Origin of the sequence: Nocardia sp. NPDC057663 (assembly GCF_042799895.1) — a bacterium.
Lineage (GTDB): Bacteria > Actinomycetota > Actinomycetes > Mycobacteriales > Mycobacteriaceae > Nocardia.
In genome coordinates this window covers 218,490-234,125 of the sequence record NZ_JBHVHX010000009.1, presented here as the reverse complement: position 1 = coordinate 234,125, position 15,636 = coordinate 218,490, and the positions used below count along the sequence as shown (strand labels likewise).

Below are 15,636 nucleotides of genomic sequence, written 5' to 3'. Positions count from 1 at the left end.
ACCATTGGGCTGCCCCTTATCCAGCGAACTCCCGGCCGGGGGGGCGCTGCTGCCGCACCCCCACCCCACCCGGGTACTTCTTCTTTAGCCCCCCGTGGGGCCCCGGGGGTCCCTGGCCGTCGCCCGCCTTCCCGCGTACCGGGACAGTGTGAGTTTTTTTCACGAAAACGCCACGCGGCACAGAGTGGATAGGGCACGCTTCAGATGTTCGTTACACCTGATGAGGACCCGTAAACGAGGAGTGTTGTCATGGCCGGTTCCGCCGCTGATCTGCTGACCGAGATCATCCTGCAGACCATTCAGAACCTGTTCAGCTCGATCAGCGCCGGCTGATCACAGCCGTCCGACGAGGGCCGCGTCTCCCACTCCCGGAGACGCGGCCCTCGGTCGTTGATCAGGCCTGTGCGGTGGTCACCGCGTTGAACACCACATCGGCCACCGGGGTGCCGTCGGCACCGCCACCGGCGACACCGGCGTTCGCGATGGTGGTGAGCGCTTCCATCCCTGCCGTGATCCGGCCGAACGGGGTGTAGTTCGGGGGCAGCTGGGTGTCGCGGTAGACCAGGAAGAACTGGCTGCCGTTGGTGCCGGGGCCCGCGTTGGCCATCGCTACCGTGCCCGCCGGGTAGACCGCGCCCGCGAGGTTCTCGTCGCCGAACTTGTAGCCGGGGCCACCCATGCCGGTCGCGGTGGGATCGCCGCACTGCAGCACGTAGATGCCCTGGGTGGTGAGCCGGTGGCAGCGGGTGTGATCGAAGTAGCCCTGGCCGGCCAGGAAGGCGAACGAGTTCACCGTGCGCGGCGCCGCGGCGGCGTCGAGCTCGATCGAGACGGTGCCGCAGGTGGTGTCGAGCGTCGCGGTGTAGGCGGCGGCGGGGTCGATGGTGAGGGCTGGCTCGGTGGGCCACTGCTTGCCGTTCGGCACGCCCGCGGTGGCCGGGGCACAGCCGGGAACGACCGCTTGATGGGCGGGTACGGCCTGCGCGGCGGGGGCGACCGCCACCACCGCTGCCACGACGGCGCCCAGGCCGAACGCGGCGCGCCGGGTGGTGTCGACGATGGATCGGTCCTGCGAATGACTGCTCACCTGGACGGTGTCTCCTCGGAATGGGTGCTGCTGGACGATGTACCGCGCATCCTGCCAGCCGTCGCCGCCGCGTGGGGGGTGACTGCCGGAACTCGCCGCCCCGGCTAGCGCGCCCGCAACCGCCACAGCGAGGTGGTCTCCGCGGTGCGGGCGGCGGCCAGTGGATCGTCGCGATCGGCGGCGCGCGGATGGCGTGGACGCGTGGTGAGGCGGGCCAGGACGTGTAATCCGGCGGCGTCCAGCAGTCGGGGAATGTGATCGGCGCGGCGCAGGCCGAGCAGTTCGGCGAGATCGGAAAGCACCAGCCAGCCCTCGCCACGGGGCGTGAGATGTGCGCGCAGACCGTGCGCGAAATCGGTGAGCATCGACTGATCCTGGTCGTAGACACCACGTTCCAGGTCGGATGTCGGCGTGCCGGGCAGCCAGGGCGGATTGCAGACGACGAGATCGGCACGCCCGTCGGGGTACAGCGCGGGACCGGTGACGGTGATCCGGTCGGCGTAGCCGAGGCGGGTGAGATTGTCGGTCGCGCAGCGCACCGCGCGCGGGTTGATGTCGGTGGCGGTGATCCGGGAGACGCCGCGCTGGGCGAGCAGCGCGGCGAGAACGCCGGTGCCCGTGCCGAGATCGAAGGCGGTACGCACCTCGGGATCCAGCGGCGCGTCCGCGACGAGATCCACGTATTCGCTCCGGGTGGGGGAGAAGACGCCGTAGCCGGGGTAGATCCGCGCGCCGAGCGCGGGCACCTCGACGCCCTGCTGCTGCCAGCGATACGCGCTCAGGACGCCGAGCAGTTCCGGGAAGGTGACGATGCGGCCGGTGCTCGCCGGACCGTAGGCGGCGGTGCAGGCCGCGTGGACATCGGGGGCGCGACGCAGGTCGAGATCGTTGGCGTCGTCGAGCTGAACCAGCAGACCGCCGAGAATGCCTGCGCGACTGCGTTTCCTGGCCCGCTCCTGGTCGTAGCGCGCGCTCAGGTCGCCGCCGGGCGGTCTGGTGGCTGTGCGATCGGCGCGGCGGCCCAGTGCCTGCAGAAGCTGGCGGCCGTTGTGGTAATCGCCCTGCCAGAGCAGGGATTCACCCGCGCGGATCCGGCGGTAGGCCTGGTCGGCAGAGAGCCGGTCGTCGGCGATCGAGACGGCGGCCGGTGCGGGCGCGCCGTTCTCCGAATGCCAGCGCGCGGTGTGATGGATATGGTCTTCGGTCCAGTCGATGGTGGACACGGGTGTCTCCCGGTAGTCGGCGGTGCTGGTGACACGACGAGCACTTCGACGCCGGGGTGCGAGCGGGGAAGCCTCGGTCGCTACCGCGCCGAAATGCGCGGGCCTGCGTCGCCGAGGACCATGCCGAGCGTCACCACTGCTGCCTTTCGAGGGGAGGGAAACGTCCAGTCTGCCGCATCGGCGACCGGCGTCACCGGGCGGGGCCGAGTCCTCGGCCGAGACTTGCCGTGCTGTCGCCCAGCGCACGACGGCCCATCGGAACTCCCGATGGGCCGTCGTCGTGAGCGGGTCAGCGTGGGGTCAGCTGGACGACGACGCCGCCCTGCTGCCAGGTCTGGTAGATATCGGCCTTGGATGGCTCGCCGTCGGCCGTGTAGCCGATGCCGTTGAACTTGGCGTTCTGCTTGTTGTCGCGGGCGATGACCGTGTACAGGTCGAGCACACTGTGCTCGTCGGAATGCACGGTGGCCGTGCAGGTTTCGGGTGCGTTGCCACGGGAGATACGCACCTCCGCGCCGCCCTGCAGGTTCTTCACCCACGGGCGCAGGGACGTGCCGATCAGCAGCGTGCCGTCGTGGACGGTGTAGGCCACCGGGACGTCGTAGACCTTGCCGGATTTGCGGCCGGTGACGTGCAGGGTGGCCAGTCGCTTGCCGACGATACCCGCCAGCACCGGGACCTTCAGCAGGCTGCGGACGACGGTGTTGACCTTGGCCTGGTAGGGCCGGATCGGTTCGGGACCGGTGGTTGTCGGTATGCCGTACGGGTTTTCGGAGGGCGTGGTGTCGCTCATGACTCCAGTATCGGCCGGTCCGCCCGCGCCCGCATTCCGCGTCCTCGCCCGCCTATTACGCTGCGAGTATGACCGAGATCTGGCACAACCCCCGCTGCACGAAGAGTCGCAACGCCACCGCGCACCTGGATGCCGCCGGCGTCGAGTACACGGTGCGGCGCTACCTCGACGACCCGCCCACGGTCGACGAACTGCGCGCGGTGCTGGCCCGGCTCGGCGCGCGGCCGTGGGATATCACCCGCACCGGCGAGCAGATCGCCAAGGACCTGGGCATGGCGAGCTGGGGTCGCACCGACGCCGATGTCGACCGGTGGCTGGCCGCGCTGGCCGAGCATCCGAAGCTCATCCAGCGACCCATCGTGCTCACCGCCGACGGCGGCGCGGTCGTGGCCCGCGACGAAGAATCTCTGCGCGCACTCGACTGATCCGGGAGATAGCCCGCGGGTAACTATTCGGGTACGGCGGTAGAGGCGAATATACGAGCGGTACGGTCAGCCCGCGTTCGGTGGCTTCCACTCCGAAACCTCGTGTGACCTGCCGTTCAGTATGCAGACCTGGCAGGTGATCGTCTACTGAGTCAGTCGTCCTCGGCGAGCAGGTCGTCCAGGATGACGCGCGTGTCGGGGACGAAGGGCCACGCCGGATCCCGCAGGTGCGCACGCAGTTGGGCATCGCGCCACCACCAGCCGTCCGCGATCTCGGACGGCTGATGGCGGATCGGGCCGTCGTAGCGGACCTCGTAGCCGAACAGGTGGCAGCGCAGCGGTTTTCCCGCCCAGACGCCGTCCCATGACGCGGTGGCGCGCAAGGCCGGGGCGGTGCCTGCGGGCAGTGCGATGCCGAGTTCCTCGTGCAGTTCACGCGCCGCGGTGTCGGCGGGATCCTCGCCCGCGTCGACGACCCCGCCTGCCAGGCAGTCGTGCAGGCCGGCGAATACGAGTTTGCTGTCGGTGCGCCGATGGACGTAGATCCGGCTGCCGTCCCCGGATCGCACCAGGACTCCGGCGCTGGCATGCCAGAGCCCCTCGCGATAGACGGTGCCCCGATCGGCCGCGCCGATCACCCGGCCGGCGGCGTCGTAGACGGCGAGCAGTTCCGATTCCGGGTGCACAGACACCGCCCGAGGGTAACCCGGCTCACCGGGCCGGTCGCCGCGGCTTCACCCCCGGACGCGGTGCGGCGGCACGGGCTCGCGCGGCGGACCGCGCCGCGTCGGCTTCCGCCTCGGCGTCGAGCTTGCGCCGGATCAGATACTGCTGGCCGCACGTCCACGCCGCATTGGTCGCGAAGTAGACGAGCACCGCGACCGGCAGGATCGCGCCGCTGACCAGCGCGCCCGCCGGAAACACCCACAGCGACAGCCGGCGCAGTAGCGCAGCCGTCCCGTCCTGCGCGGGCGGGGTGAGCCGGGCGGTGAGATGCGTGGCCAGGGCGGTGATGAGCACCAGCGGGATGGCCAGTGCGGCGACGGAGACGAACAGTTCGCCCGCACCCGTCATGGTCGCCGACAGCGGTGCGCCGAACAACCGCGCGTCGAGGAACGCGTTGACCTCCGGGACGCCGAACAGGTAGTTCGGTGTCGCGCTGTTGGCCTCGACCGACATCGGCGTCCCGGTCGAGTCGAACGGGCCGACCGCGAACGTGCCGGTCCGGTCGAACGAACGCAACACGTGGAACAGGCCGAGGAACACCAAGCCCTGCACGATCATCGGGACCAGCCCACCGAAGAGCCGGACGCCGTGTTCGCGGTGCAGGGCCCGGATCTCCTCGGCTTGGTTGCGCTGGTCGTCGGGATGCTTCCGGCGGATCGTGTCCATCCGGGGTTGCAGGGAACGCAGGACCACCTGGGAACGGGCCTGGCGCAGTGCGGGAACGACCAGCAGGGCGCGCACCGTGATCACGAGCGCGGCCACGGCGAACAGCCAGGCGAGGCCGTCGGCGGGTCCGAAGGGAAGGGCGAAGAGCCGGTGCCAGCACCACAGGGCGGCGGACACCGGAAAGTACACGACATCGAGCATGACGGAACGACCTGTCCGGAGGGCGTGCGTGAACGCACGAGAAGGGGAGTGGGATCACGGAATCCGACAGGCGGCGCGGAGGGCGCTGCGCCCGTCAGCGGTGATCGATCCCCGGTGCTCGTGGCCGCGGGCGACCCGCGGTGTCCGGATTGCTCTGTGGCAGAAAGGAACCGCGCAACCGGCGCTGCGCCGATCCCGGTGGCCCGGCGACGGCGGCCCGCACCGGAATCTGCCGGTGGGCGGTGATCGCGACCAGTGCGCACACCATCGCCGCGGCGACCGCGCCGAACGCGAGCATGCGCGCGGTGTCGTTACCCGGCGTGGACAGGAGCACGAAGGCAGGCAGCACGCACGCGAGAACCGCGTACGCCAAGATCACTGCCCGTGAGTGCATGCGGTCGAGCATACCGGTCGGCGGTGGGTGGCTCAGAGCTGTTCGAGTGGGTAGGGCGGCACTCCGGTGCCGGTGATCCGCAGATTGCCCCACGGATCGCGTTCGGTGAGCCGGGCCGGTGCGGGGGTACGACCGGGCAGCGCGAGCAGGGCCGTCACCCGTGTCGGCTCGGGAAGTGTGCCGTCGATCAGGTCGAGGCGTCCGTACCAGTGGTAGCGGCCGTCGATCGGATCGGCGTGCCCGGCGAGCGTCGCGATGACCGGATACTCGGTGCCGGGCAGGTCGAGAACGGCCGGGCCCTGATAGTCGTAGGCGGGGTGCCGGTCGGCGGCGGCGGTGATGTCGAAGTGGTGGGGCTTCGGTCCGCCGAGCCGTCTCGGGCGGCTGTCGGCGCGATGCAGCGCGCGCCTGCGGTGGTACTCGTGCTGGGTGCTCGCCCTGACCTCGATGCGGGTGCCGGATTGCCTGCGTAGTGCGCTGATCCAGGCGGCGACGTGGTCGATCTGCGTCTGCCGGTGGGAATGCCGAAGCGGCGCACAGGGATCGGGGCCGCCCAAGAGGAACAGATTGGGAAAGCCGTGGACGGCGATGCCGCGGAAGGTGATCGGTCCGTCCGCCCACGCGGCGTCCAGGGTGCGACCGACGCGGCCGGTGACCGAGAGCGGCCGGGGCGGGCTGCCGTGACCGGTGGGCAGCGATGCGTCGACCGTTTCCGCGGTGAGGACGACGATATCGGCGACGGTCTGCTCGCCATCGGGGAGCCGGATCAGCCACTGATCGGTCTTCTCGTCGAAATCGAGACCGAGGACATCGATCCGGTGCCGGGGTGGCGGCGGGTCGATGCGCCCTCGCGCCCATGGCTGCTTCGGGGTCGCAGGGGATGGCGGCGCGGCGGCGGGTTCGTAGACGACGAGGTCGATGACCCGCGCCGCCCGCAATGCTCGCGTGAGCGGCGCGGCGTCGGCACCGATGATCGCGACGGTCACAGCAGACCCACCACCCGCCACCACCTGCGCCCGACCGGTCCGAGCAGACCGTGCTCACCGAGGAAGGCCGCGAGATCGGCCGCGCCGACGGCCCTGGCCTCCCGGGCGACGGGATTGCGCAAGGCGACGCTGTGCGCCCGGCGGCCGTCGAGTCCGGCGCGCACGTACATGTGCCGATTGAGCACCAGCGAGACGAACAGCGGTCCGGCGACCGCCACACACATCCGGGCGTACATCCGTTCGCCACGCGACATCGCCGGCGCCCGGCGGGCCAGCGCGTCCCTGGCGAACCCGATGTGCCGCGCCTCCTCGGTGACATGGACACGCATGGTGCGCGCCACGATCGGCTGCAGATCCGGATCGTCGAGAACCCGGCGTTGCAGCGCGTCGAAGATCTCCTCGCCCACCAGCGCGGCCACCCAGACCATGCTGCCGCGCAGGACGGCGGGCAGCGCGGTGATCGCCAGCCGCGCCGCGGGCCGCGGCCAGTACGGACGTGCTTCGATGCGTTCGATGAGCTTGCCGAACATCATCATGTGCCTGCACTCGTCGGCCATCTCGGTGAGCGTGTAGTGCGCGGTCGCCGAGGTGGGGTCGCCGGCGAGCAGTTCCCGCAGCAGCAGGCGCTCGAGCAGGTTCTCGAACCAGATGCCGACCGAGAGTATGTTGGCCAGCTCCTGGCGGGACAGCTCGCGCCGTTCCGCGGCCGACATCGCGTCCCACCACTCGGTGCCGCAGAGCGAGACGACGCGGGCGGGCAGGAACAGCTTGTCCGGATCGAGCGGCTCGGCCCAGTCGATGTCGACCACCGGATCGTAGGATTTTCGCACCGAGCCGATCAGCAGGCGCTGGGCGAAGGAATCGCGCGGGGAGGTAGCGTGGCGCATCGCGGGCTCACTCTCGGCAGCAGTGCCGCATTAACTGTTACATGGTGTATCGCAAAGGTTAGTGGAACGCCATGTCACGGTCAATGCCGACACGCGTATCCTTGGCACTGTGACTGCACCATCCGCCCAGGCCGAGCAGCCCGTCGGCGACGGCCGCGCCACCCGCTGGCACGGCCACAAAGCGCGTCGCCGCGCGGAGATGATCGATGCCGCGATCGAGGTGATCGAGGAGCACGGGCTCGAGATCTCGGTGCAGCTGATCGCCGAGCATCTCGCGCTGCCCCGGCCCGTGGTGTACCGGCACGTCGGCGGCCGCGCCGAACTCGACGCACTGGCCCGCAAGCGCATCCTGGAGTTGCTGCTCGCGGAGTTGCTGCCCGCGCTGCAGCCCGACGGGACGCTCAAGGACGCGGTGCGCGGGGCAATCAGCACCTACCTCGGCTGGATCGAACGCCACCCCAATCTGCACCGCTTCCTCGGCGACGCCGCGCCGGAGGGCACCGGCACCGCCGCCCTGGCCGGCGCCGGACGTGAGGTGGGCGGGCAGCTGGCCGACATGTTCGCCGCGAGCCTGGCTCGCTTCGGTATCGACCCAGCGCGCGCCAGGCCGATGGCCTTCGGGATCGTCGGGCTCGTCGACGGCGTGGTCGCCAGCTGGCGGGCCGACCCGGAACCGGTGCTCACCACCGAACAGGTGCAGGGCATTCTGACCGAATCGGTGCTGTCGCTGTTCGAGGGGAACGCCCGCAGCCTCGGTGTTCCGCTGGAACGGGATTCGCTCGTCGCCGACCTGCTCATCGCGCCCGACGCGGCCCCGCCGCCCGAGGCGCGGCTGCGCTGACTCAGCCGGCCAGCAGCTGATAGCTGCGGTGCCACAGCCACTCCACCGGGCCGCGCTCGAACCGCCGCAGCCACAGGTGGGCGAACGTCGTGATGAGCACGACGACGAGGACATAGATCCCGATCGTGAACGGAACGCGCGCCGATTCCGGCACCCGCGCCGCCAGCCCGAAACCCCAGCCGTAGCAGAGGATTCCGGCGAGCAGATTCTGCAGGATGTAGCAGCTGAGCGCGGTCTTGCCGACCTCGCCCAGGCGTGCCCCGGCGAAGCCGGCGCGCGGCCTGCGCTGGTAGAACTCCGCGACCGCGGCCAGGATGCCGAGCGCCACGAACGGCGCGGTGCCGTAGCGGGTGAACAGCACCAGGTCACCGCCGCCGAAGACGCCGATCGTGAAGTCCAGTGGTGCCGCGACCGCGAAGCCGATCACCATGAGCCACCGGCGGATTCGCGTGCCGTCCGGTCGGAACACCCCCGCCCGGTACAGGCGCGCGCCGACGAGGAACAGGGCCACCGACATCGGGAACACGAAGACCGCTTCCACCCGGAACGTCAGTGCGTTGTCGAGCCGGAACAGCACCAGATCCCAGAAAGAGCCGTCCGCGTAGGGATTCGGGTCCAGCTGCTCCGGTGCGGCGGACTCCTGGGCGGGTGCGAAGGCGAGGGCGGCGGCGATCAGCGTCAGCATCGTCACGTGCACCGACGCCGCGACGATCAGCCAACGGCGTTGGGCCCGTTCGCTGGTCGCCAGCAGGTAGGCGACGACGAGACCGGTCACGGCGTAACCCATCAGCACGTCGAACTCGGCGACGAGCACGAAGTTCAGCAGACCGTCGAGGAACAGCAGCGCGGCCCGCCACGGGTACTTGCCGGGCCAGCGGCGGCCCGCGCGCTGCGCCGAGGACTGCTGGATGGCCAGTCCGATACCGAACATCACCGTCAGCAGGCCGAGGAACTTGCCCTGGGCGAGCTGCTGCAACACTCGCTCCGACCACATCCAGCCGTTCTCCGCCGCCGCCCCGAGTCCGTCGACGTAGCCGACGAGTCCCTCGGGGTTGGTGAAAATCCAGATATTGGTGCCGAGGGTGCCCAGAATCGCGATGCCGCGCAGGACATCCAGCGCGATCAGCCGGCCGGGCCGGTTCGGGATTTCGGTGGCGATCTGCTGGACGGATTCGCTCATGGTCCGAGTATCGCGACGGGGCGGGTCGATCGGATCGCCCGCGAGGACCACCCCGGGGTCATCCGAGAGGTGGACCTCGGGTCGCATGCGGCACTCAGCCGCGGTGTGCCAGAACCTCTTCCGCCAGGGTGACCACCTCCGGCAGGTCGATGTGGTCGGCGGCGTACGCGCCGAGGTGGCCGCCGCTCGGCAGCACGACGGCGCGGGCGCCGAGGCCGCGGACCAGGAGTTCGACATGCTCCATCGGGTCGGCGGCGTTGACCGGGTCGTCGATGGCCGACAGCAGCCGGAACTCGCCCGCGGCGGCGCGGATACGCGACCAGTCGAAGGGGCCGTCGAAGAACTCGGCGAGGATGTCGCAAGCCGACCTCGTGCGCCGAGGTCGATACCAGCACCGCACCCGCGAAGGGCGTGCCCTCGTGCTGCTCGAGCAAGCGAAGCGCGTTGACGCAGTCGATGATGGTGCTCATGTGACCTGTCCTTCATTAATCAAAACGCTCCGTAGCGTTTGAATAGAGGTAGTAGCGCACTAGAGTGGTCGAAAAGCTGACGCGGAGGTGATATGGGTAACACCGCGGGTGCGCGGACCGGTGGACGGGTGCGCAGCGACGCGGCGCGCGCCGACGTGCTGCGGGCCAGTGCCGAGATCCTGGAAGAGCGCGGCTACGGCCGGATGACGATCGAGGGCGTCGCGGCGCGCTCGGGCGTCGCCAAGAGCACCATCTACCGCTGGTGGCGCTCGCGCGCCGAACTGGCCATGGACGCCTACGCCGAGGCGGTCGCCCGGCGGATGCCCGAACCCGACACCGGCGCGGTCGAGACCGACCTGGTCGAATTCGTCACCGAGCTCTACCGCGTCACCGAATTCCCTGTTCGCGCACAGGCTTTGCGCGGAATGATGGCCGAGGCCCAGCTCGATCCGGAGTTCGCGCGGCACTTCAGGGAATGGGCCGAAACCCGCAGGGCCGTGGTCGCGGGTGTCCTCGCGCGTGGCGTCGACCGTGGCGAGCTCGCCGCGGACATCGACCTGGATCGGGCGACGGACCACCTGTTCGGGCTGTTCTGGTACCGGCTGTTGGTGGAACACAGTGCGGTGCGGCCTGATCAGGCCGTCGGCGACATCGCGCAGCTGTTGAGCGGTCTGCGCCCGCGGAGCTGAGCGGGAGGCCACGAAGCCCGCTGAGCCGAGATGCCGGTGCGCGTCCGGCGCGTCGCCTAGGCTCGACAGCATGCAGCGCATCATCGGAATCGAGGTCGAGTACGGCATCTCGACCCCCACGGAGCCGACGGCCAACCCGATCCTCACCTCCACCCAGGCCGTGCTCGCCTACGCGGCCGCCGAAGGGGTGCCGCGGGCCAAGCGGACCCGGTGGGACTACGAGGTGGAATCCCCGCTGCGTGACGCGCGTGGTTTCGATCTGAGCCGGATGAGCGGGCCCGCCCCGGTGATCGACGCCGACGAGGTCGGCGCGGCGAACATGATCCTCACCAACGGCGCCCGGCTCTACGTCGACCACGCCCACCCGGAGTACTCCGCGCCGGAGGTCGTCGACCCGCTCGACGCGGTCATCTGGGACAAGGCGGGCGAGCGGGTGATGGAGGCCGCCGCCCGGCACGCCTCCAGCGTCCCCGGCGCGCCGCGCCTGCAGCTCTACAAGAACAACGTCGACGGCAAGGGCGCCTCCTACGGCACCCACGAGAACTACCTGATGAACCGCGACACCCCGTTCAGCCACATCATCGCGGGCCTGACGCCGTTCTTCGTCTCCCGCCAGGTGATCTGCGGGTCCGGCCGGGTCGGCATCGGCCAGTCCGGTGACCACGCCGGCTTCCAGCTGTCCCAGCGCGCCGACTACATCGAGGTCGAGGTCGGCCTGGAGACCACGCTCAAGCGCGGCATCATCAACACCCGCGACGAGCCGCACGCCGACGCCGACAAGTACCGGCGCCTGCACGTGATCATCGGCGACGCCAACCTGGCCGAGATGTCGACCTACCTCAAGGTCGGCACCACCGCGCTGGTGCTCGACCTGATCGAGGCAGGCGAGGACCTCTCGGAGTTCCAGCTGGCCCGCCCGGTCACCGCCGTGCACCAGATCAGTCACGATCCGTCGCTGCGCGCCACCGTGGCGCTGGCCGACGGCCGCGAGCTGACCGGCCTTGCGCTGCAACGGCTCTACCACGAGCGCGTCGCCAAATTCGTGCATCGCGAAGGCAACGACGATCCCCGCGTGCTCGACATCATCGACAACTGGGCGATGGTGCTCGACCTGCTCGAGCGCGACCCGATGGAATGCGCGAACCTGCTCGACTGGCCGGCCAAGCTGCGCCTGCTCGAGGGCATGCGCAGCCGTGAGGGCCTGGGCTGGGCCGCGCCCAAACTGCACCTGATGGACCTGCAGTACTCCGATGTGCGCCTGGACAAGGGCCTCTACAACCGCCTGGTGGCGCGCGGCTCGATGAAGCGGCTCGTCAGCGAGCAGGATGTGCTCGACGCGATGACCAAGCCGCCGACCGACACCCGCGCGTACTTCCGCGGCGAGTGCCTGCGTCGGTTCGGCGCCGATATCGCCGCCGCCAGTTGGGATTCGGTGATCTTCGATCTCGGCGGTGATTCACTGGTGCGGATCCCGACGCTGGAGCCGCGGCGCGGGACGAAGGCGCACGTCGGCAAGCTGCTCGACGCCGCCCAGTCGGCGGCCGAACTCGTCGACCAGCTCACCCACTGAGGCGTTTTCCGGCACGACAGGGCGACAATCCGATCGCTAATAGACCACCTTGTCGGATCCGCTCGGTAGGGTTGTAGGACGAGCACGAACATTGCTCATGATCGTCGACCGTGCTCATCCGAAAGGTCGCGGTCATGATGAGGAAAGAGGAGGTCGGCTGCCATGGCACAAGAGCAGACCAAGCGCGCCGGGGGTGGCGACGAGGACGAGGGTCCCGAGGGTGTCGACGCGGCGGGTCAGGAGCGCCGCGAAAAGCTCGCGGAGGAAACCGACGACCTGCTCGACGAGATCGATGACGTGCTCGAGGAGAACGCCGAGGACTTCGTGCGGGCATATGTGCAGAAGGGCGGCCAGTGACCTCAGGTGACCCGTTGCGCCTCCATGCGGGGCAGGCTCTCTCCTCGTTCACCGAACACCTGCGAATGCACGCTCCCGACCTGTTGCCCGGCAACAGGTTTGCTGCCTCGGACCTGACCGCGGCGAAGGATCTGGCGCCCCACGGCACCACCATCGTCGCGGTCACCTACCGGGGTGGCGTGCTGATCGCCGGCGACCGCAGGGCCACCATGGGTAACCTGCTCGCCAGCCGCGACACCGAGAAGGTGTACATCACCGACACCTTCTCGGCGGCAGGCATCGCCGGCACCGCGGGCATCGCGATCGAGATGATCCGGCTGTTCGCGGTGGAGCTCGAGTACTACGAGAAGATCGAAGGCGTGCCGCTGACCTTCGACGGTAAGGCCAACAAGCTGTCGAAGATGGTCCGCGACAACTTGCCTGCCGCCATGCAGGGCCTGGCGGTCGTCCCGATCCTGGTCGGCTACGACGACCAGGCCACCGACGCCGATCGCACCGGCCGCATCGTGTCCTACGACGTGGTCGGCGGGCGCAGCGAGGAGCGGTTCGGCTACACCGCGGTCGGTTCGGGTTCCGGTTTCGCGAAGTCGTCGCTGAAGAAGCTCTACCAGCGCGGCATCGATCAGGACCGGGCGCTGCGGATCGCGGTGGAATCGTTGTTCGACGCCGCCGACGACGACACCGCCACCGGTGGTCCCGACCTGTTGCGCGGGATCTATCCGACGGCGGTGGTGATCGACGCCGACGGTGCGGCCGAGGTCGGCGAGGATCTGCTCGCCGAGGTGGCCAGGGCCGTGATCGCCGATCGGGAAGCCGCGGAAGAAGGGGGAGCCGTCGTATGACGCTGCCGTATTACGCCTCGGCCGAGCAGATCATGCGCGACAAGACCGAGCTCGCCCGCAAGGGCATCGGTCGCGGTCGCAGCGTGGTGGTGCTGGTCTACGACAAGGGCGTGCTGTTCGTCGCCGAGAATCCCTCGGCGACGCTGCACAAGGTCAGCGAACTCTACGACCGCATCGGTTTCGCCGCGGTCGGCAAGTACAACGAGTTCGAGGCGCTGCGCCGCGGTGGCATCCTGCAGGCCGACCTCAAGGGATACCAGTACGACCGGCGCGACGTCACCGGGCGTGGGCTGGCCAACCTGTACGCCCAGAGCCTGGGGTCGATCTTCACCGATCAGCTCAAGCCGTACGAGGTGGAGCTGTGCGTCGCCGAGGTGGGCTATCCGGAGCAGGCGGCGCCGACCTCGGTGCTGTACCGGATCACCTTCGACGGGTCCATCGTCGACGAACGCGAGTACGTCGTCATGGGTGGCACCACCGAGCCGATCGTGACCGCGCTCAAGGCCGCCTACAAGCCGGGTCTGTCCCTGGACGACGCGCTGAAGGTGGCCATCGGGGCACTGCAGGCCGGTCAGCCCGAGGCCGACAAGGACAAGCGCGCGCTCGGTGAGGCCTCCCTCGAGGTGGCCACCCTCGAGCAGGCACGACCGCGCCGGGCGTTCCGCCGGCTGCAGGGCCCCGCCCTGGAGAAGGCGCTCGGGACGCCGAAGGCGAAAGCCGTGAAAGAGGCGAAGCTGCCCGAACCCGAGGACGGCGCGGGGGAGTAGATCCCGCCGTCACGATCATGAACGGGCCCGCGGACCGATCCGGTTCGCGGGCCCGTTCTCGTCGTGCCCACCCGGTCGTTCGCTGTCCGAATCGTTGTGAACACGTATGCAGATGGGTTGTCCGGAGCGCCGCGCAGGCACTGGTCATGGCTGTAGTGTCGATAGTGTGCAGCGACGAATCATGGGGATCGAGACCGAGTTCGGTGTGACATGCACCTTCCACGGTCACCGTCGGCTGTCCCCCGACGAGGTGGCCCGGTACCTGTTCCGCCGGGTGGTGTCCTGGGGCCGTAGCTCTAATGTCTTCCTTCGAAACGGTGCCAGGTTGTACCTCGACGTCGGATCGCATCCCGAGTACGCCACCGCAGAATGCGACAGCCTGGTGCAGCTGGTCACCCACGACCGGGCGGGCGAGCGGGTGCTGGAAGACCTGCTGATAGACGCCGAACAGCGGCTCGCCGAGGAAGGCATCGGCGGCGACATCTACCTGTTCAAGAACAACACCGACTCCGCGGGCAACTCCTACGGCTGCCACGAGAACTTCCTCGTGGTCCGCGCGGGCGAGTTCTCCCGGATCTCCGACGTGTTGCTGCCGTTCCTGGTCACCCGCCAGCTCATCTGCGGTGCCGGCAAGGTGCTGCAGACGCCCAAGGCGGCCACGTTCTGCCTCTCGCAGCGCGCCGAGCACATCTGGGAGGGCGTCTCCTCGGCGACCACCCGCTCGCGCCCGATCATCAACACCCGCGACGAGCCGCACGCCGACGCCGAGAAGTACCGGCGCCTGCACGTGATCGTGGGCGACTCCAACATGGCCGAGCCGACGACGATGCTCAAGGTGGGCACGGCGTCGCTGGTGCTGGAGATGATCGAGGCGGGCGTGTCGTTCCGCGACTTCGCCCTCGACAACCCGATCCGGGCGATCCGCGAGGTCAGCCACGATCTGACCGGCCGCCGTCCGGTGCGGCTGGCCGGCGGCAGGCAGGCCAGCGCGCTCGAGATCCAGCGCGAGTACTACGCCCGCGCCGTCGAGCACCTACGCAACCGCGACCGCGATCCGCAGGTCGACGCGGTGGTGGATCTGTGGGGCCGCACCCTCGACGCGGTCGAGGCGCAGGACTTCGCCAAGGTCGACACCGAGATCGACTGGGTGATCAAGCGCAAGCTGTTCCAGCGCTACCAGGACCGCTACAACATGGAGCTGTCGGATCCGAAGATCGCCCAGCTCGACCTGGCCTACCACGACATCAAGCGTGGCCGCGGCGTCTTCGACCTGCTGCAGCGCAAGGGTCTGGCCAAGCGGATCACCGAGGACGAGGCCGTCGACGCCGCGGTGGAAACCCCGCCGCAGACCACGCGAGCCAAGCTGCGCGGTGACTTCATCACCGCGGCCCAGGAGGCAGGCCGCGATTTCACGGTCGACTGGGTGCATCTGAAGTTGAACGATCAAGCGCAGCGCACCGTGTTGTGCAAGGATCCGTTCCGGTCGGTCGACGAGCGCGTCGATCGGCTGATCGCCTCGATGTAGGCAAACC

General features: G+C 69.3%; 18 protein-coding genes. 8 read left to right on the top strand and 10 right to left on the bottom strand.

Annotation, left to right across the window (positions count from 1 at the left end; translation table 11 throughout):
- Positions 1 to 394 precede the first annotated feature (394 nt).
- The 3 genes from ACFVAV_RS21225 to ACFVAV_RS21215 form a co-directional block, all read right to left on the bottom strand.
- Positions 395 to 1,087, bottom strand: a complete 693-nt coding sequence (locus tag ACFVAV_RS21225; RefSeq protein WP_379036735.1) for a peptidylprolyl isomerase — start codon at positions 1,085 to 1,087, stop codon at positions 395 to 397.
- Between the two features lie 104 nt (positions 1,088 to 1,191).
- On the bottom strand, positions 1,192 to 2,310 hold the full coding sequence (locus ACFVAV_RS21220) for a methyltransferase (protein ID WP_379036733.1): 1,119 nt from the start codon (positions 2,308 to 2,310) through the stop codon (positions 1,192 to 1,194).
- Between the two features lie 289 nt (positions 2,311 to 2,599).
- Positions 2,600 to 3,103 (bottom strand): nitroreductase/quinone reductase family protein, encoded by a 504-nt coding sequence (locus ACFVAV_RS21215; protein ID WP_379036732.1) that lies wholly within the window; start codon positions 3,101 to 3,103, stop codon positions 2,600 to 2,602.
- Positions 3,104 to 3,171: 68 nt separating this feature from the next.
- On the opposite strand from ACFVAV_RS21215, the gene ACFVAV_RS21210 reads away from it, so the two are divergent.
- Positions 3,172 to 3,528: an arsenate reductase family protein gene (locus ACFVAV_RS21210; RefSeq protein ID WP_379036731.1), complete on the top strand. Its 357-nt coding sequence runs from the start codon at positions 3,172 to 3,174 to the stop codon at positions 3,526 to 3,528.
- A 152-nt stretch (positions 3,529 to 3,680) separates the two neighbouring features.
- On the opposite strand, the gene ACFVAV_RS21205 is transcribed toward ACFVAV_RS21210, so the two are convergent.
- The 5 genes from ACFVAV_RS21205 to ACFVAV_RS21185 form a co-directional block, all read right to left on the bottom strand.
- The gene (locus ACFVAV_RS21205; RefSeq protein WP_379036730.1) at positions 3,681 to 4,220 is read right to left on the bottom strand and encodes an NUDIX domain-containing protein; all 540 of its coding nucleotides are present in this window, start codon (positions 4,218 to 4,220) and stop codon (positions 3,681 to 3,683) included.
- Positions 4,221 to 4,239: 19 nt separating this feature from the next.
- On the bottom strand, positions 4,240 to 5,121 hold the full coding sequence (yidC, locus tag ACFVAV_RS21200; protein ID WP_379036729.1) for a membrane protein insertase YidC: 882 nt from the start codon (positions 5,119 to 5,121) through the stop codon (positions 4,240 to 4,242).
- A gap of 94 nt (positions 5,122 to 5,215) precedes the next feature.
- Entirely contained in the window at positions 5,216 to 5,515 is a 300-nt protein-coding gene (locus tag ACFVAV_RS21195; RefSeq protein ID WP_379036728.1) for a DUF6412 domain-containing protein, read from the bottom strand.
- 32 nt (positions 5,516 to 5,547) lie between these two features.
- Positions 5,548 to 6,501: a DUF4873 domain-containing protein gene (locus ACFVAV_RS21190; protein ID WP_379036727.1), complete on the bottom strand. Its 954-nt coding sequence runs from the start codon at positions 6,499 to 6,501 to the stop codon at positions 5,548 to 5,550.
- Entirely contained in the window at positions 6,498 to 7,388 is an 891-nt protein-coding gene (locus ACFVAV_RS21185) for a diiron oxygenase (protein WP_379036725.1), read from the bottom strand. Before ACFVAV_RS21185 ends, ACFVAV_RS21190 begins: the two co-directional genes overlap by 4 nt.
- A 109-nt stretch (positions 7,389 to 7,497) precedes the next feature.
- Here ACFVAV_RS21185 and ACFVAV_RS21180 point away from each other — a divergent pair, with 109 nt between their 5' ends.
- Positions 7,498 to 8,229, top strand: a complete 732-nt coding sequence (locus ACFVAV_RS21180) for a TetR/AcrR family transcriptional regulator (RefSeq protein WP_379036724.1) — start codon at positions 7,498 to 7,500, stop codon at positions 8,227 to 8,229.
- A gap of 1 nt (position 8,230) precedes the next feature.
- Here the strand turns inward: ACFVAV_RS21180 and ACFVAV_RS21175 are convergent, their stop codons facing one another.
- Both ACFVAV_RS21175 and ACFVAV_RS21170 read right to left on the bottom strand, forming a co-directional pair.
- On the bottom strand, positions 8,231 to 9,409 hold the full coding sequence (locus tag ACFVAV_RS21175) for a DUF418 domain-containing protein (RefSeq protein WP_379036723.1): 1,179 nt from the start codon (positions 9,407 to 9,409) through the stop codon (positions 8,231 to 8,233).
- Between the two features lie 94 nt (positions 9,410 to 9,503).
- Positions 9,504 to 9,809 carry a hypothetical protein gene (locus ACFVAV_RS21170; RefSeq protein ID WP_379036722.1) on the bottom strand — a complete coding sequence of 102 codons (306 nt, stop codon included), beginning with the start codon at positions 9,807 to 9,809 and terminating at the stop codon, positions 9,504 to 9,506.
- A gap of 162 nt (positions 9,810 to 9,971) precedes the next feature.
- Here ACFVAV_RS21170 and ACFVAV_RS21165 point away from each other — a divergent pair, with 162 nt between their 5' ends.
- The 6 genes from ACFVAV_RS21165 to pafA all read left to right on the top strand — a co-directional run bounded on the left by ACFVAV_RS21165 (position 9,972) and on the right by pafA (position 15,629).
- On the top strand, positions 9,972 to 10,568 hold the full coding sequence (locus tag ACFVAV_RS21165) for a TetR/AcrR family transcriptional regulator (protein ID WP_379036721.1): 597 nt from the start codon (positions 9,972 to 9,974) through the stop codon (positions 10,566 to 10,568).
- Positions 10,569 to 10,638: 70 nt separating this feature from the next.
- Positions 10,639 to 12,138: a depupylase/deamidase Dop gene (dop, locus tag ACFVAV_RS21160; RefSeq protein WP_379036720.1), complete on the top strand. Its 1,500-nt coding sequence runs from the start codon at positions 10,639 to 10,641 to the stop codon at positions 12,136 to 12,138.
- 162 nt (positions 12,139 to 12,300) lie between these two features.
- Positions 12,301 to 12,495 (top strand): ubiquitin-like protein Pup, encoded by a 195-nt coding sequence (locus ACFVAV_RS21155; RefSeq protein ID WP_019047503.1) that lies wholly within the window; start codon positions 12,301 to 12,303, stop codon positions 12,493 to 12,495.
- Positions 12,492 to 13,337 carry a proteasome subunit beta gene (gene prcB / locus ACFVAV_RS21150; RefSeq protein WP_379036719.1) on the top strand — a complete coding sequence of 282 codons (846 nt, stop codon included), beginning with the start codon at positions 12,492 to 12,494 and terminating at the stop codon, positions 13,335 to 13,337. Before ACFVAV_RS21155 ends, prcB begins: the two co-directional genes overlap by 4 nt.
- The gene (prcA, locus tag ACFVAV_RS21145) at positions 13,334 to 14,104 is read left to right on the top strand and encodes a proteasome subunit alpha (protein WP_379036717.1); all 771 of its coding nucleotides are present in this window, start codon (positions 13,334 to 13,336) and stop codon (positions 14,102 to 14,104) included. Before prcB ends, prcA begins: the two co-directional genes overlap by 4 nt.
- 166 nt (positions 14,105 to 14,270) lie before the next feature.
- Positions 14,271 to 15,629, top strand: a complete 1,359-nt coding sequence (gene pafA, locus ACFVAV_RS21140; RefSeq protein ID WP_355275500.1) for a Pup--protein ligase — start codon at positions 14,271 to 14,273, stop codon at positions 15,627 to 15,629.
- Positions 15,630 to 15,636 lie beyond the last annotated feature (7 nt).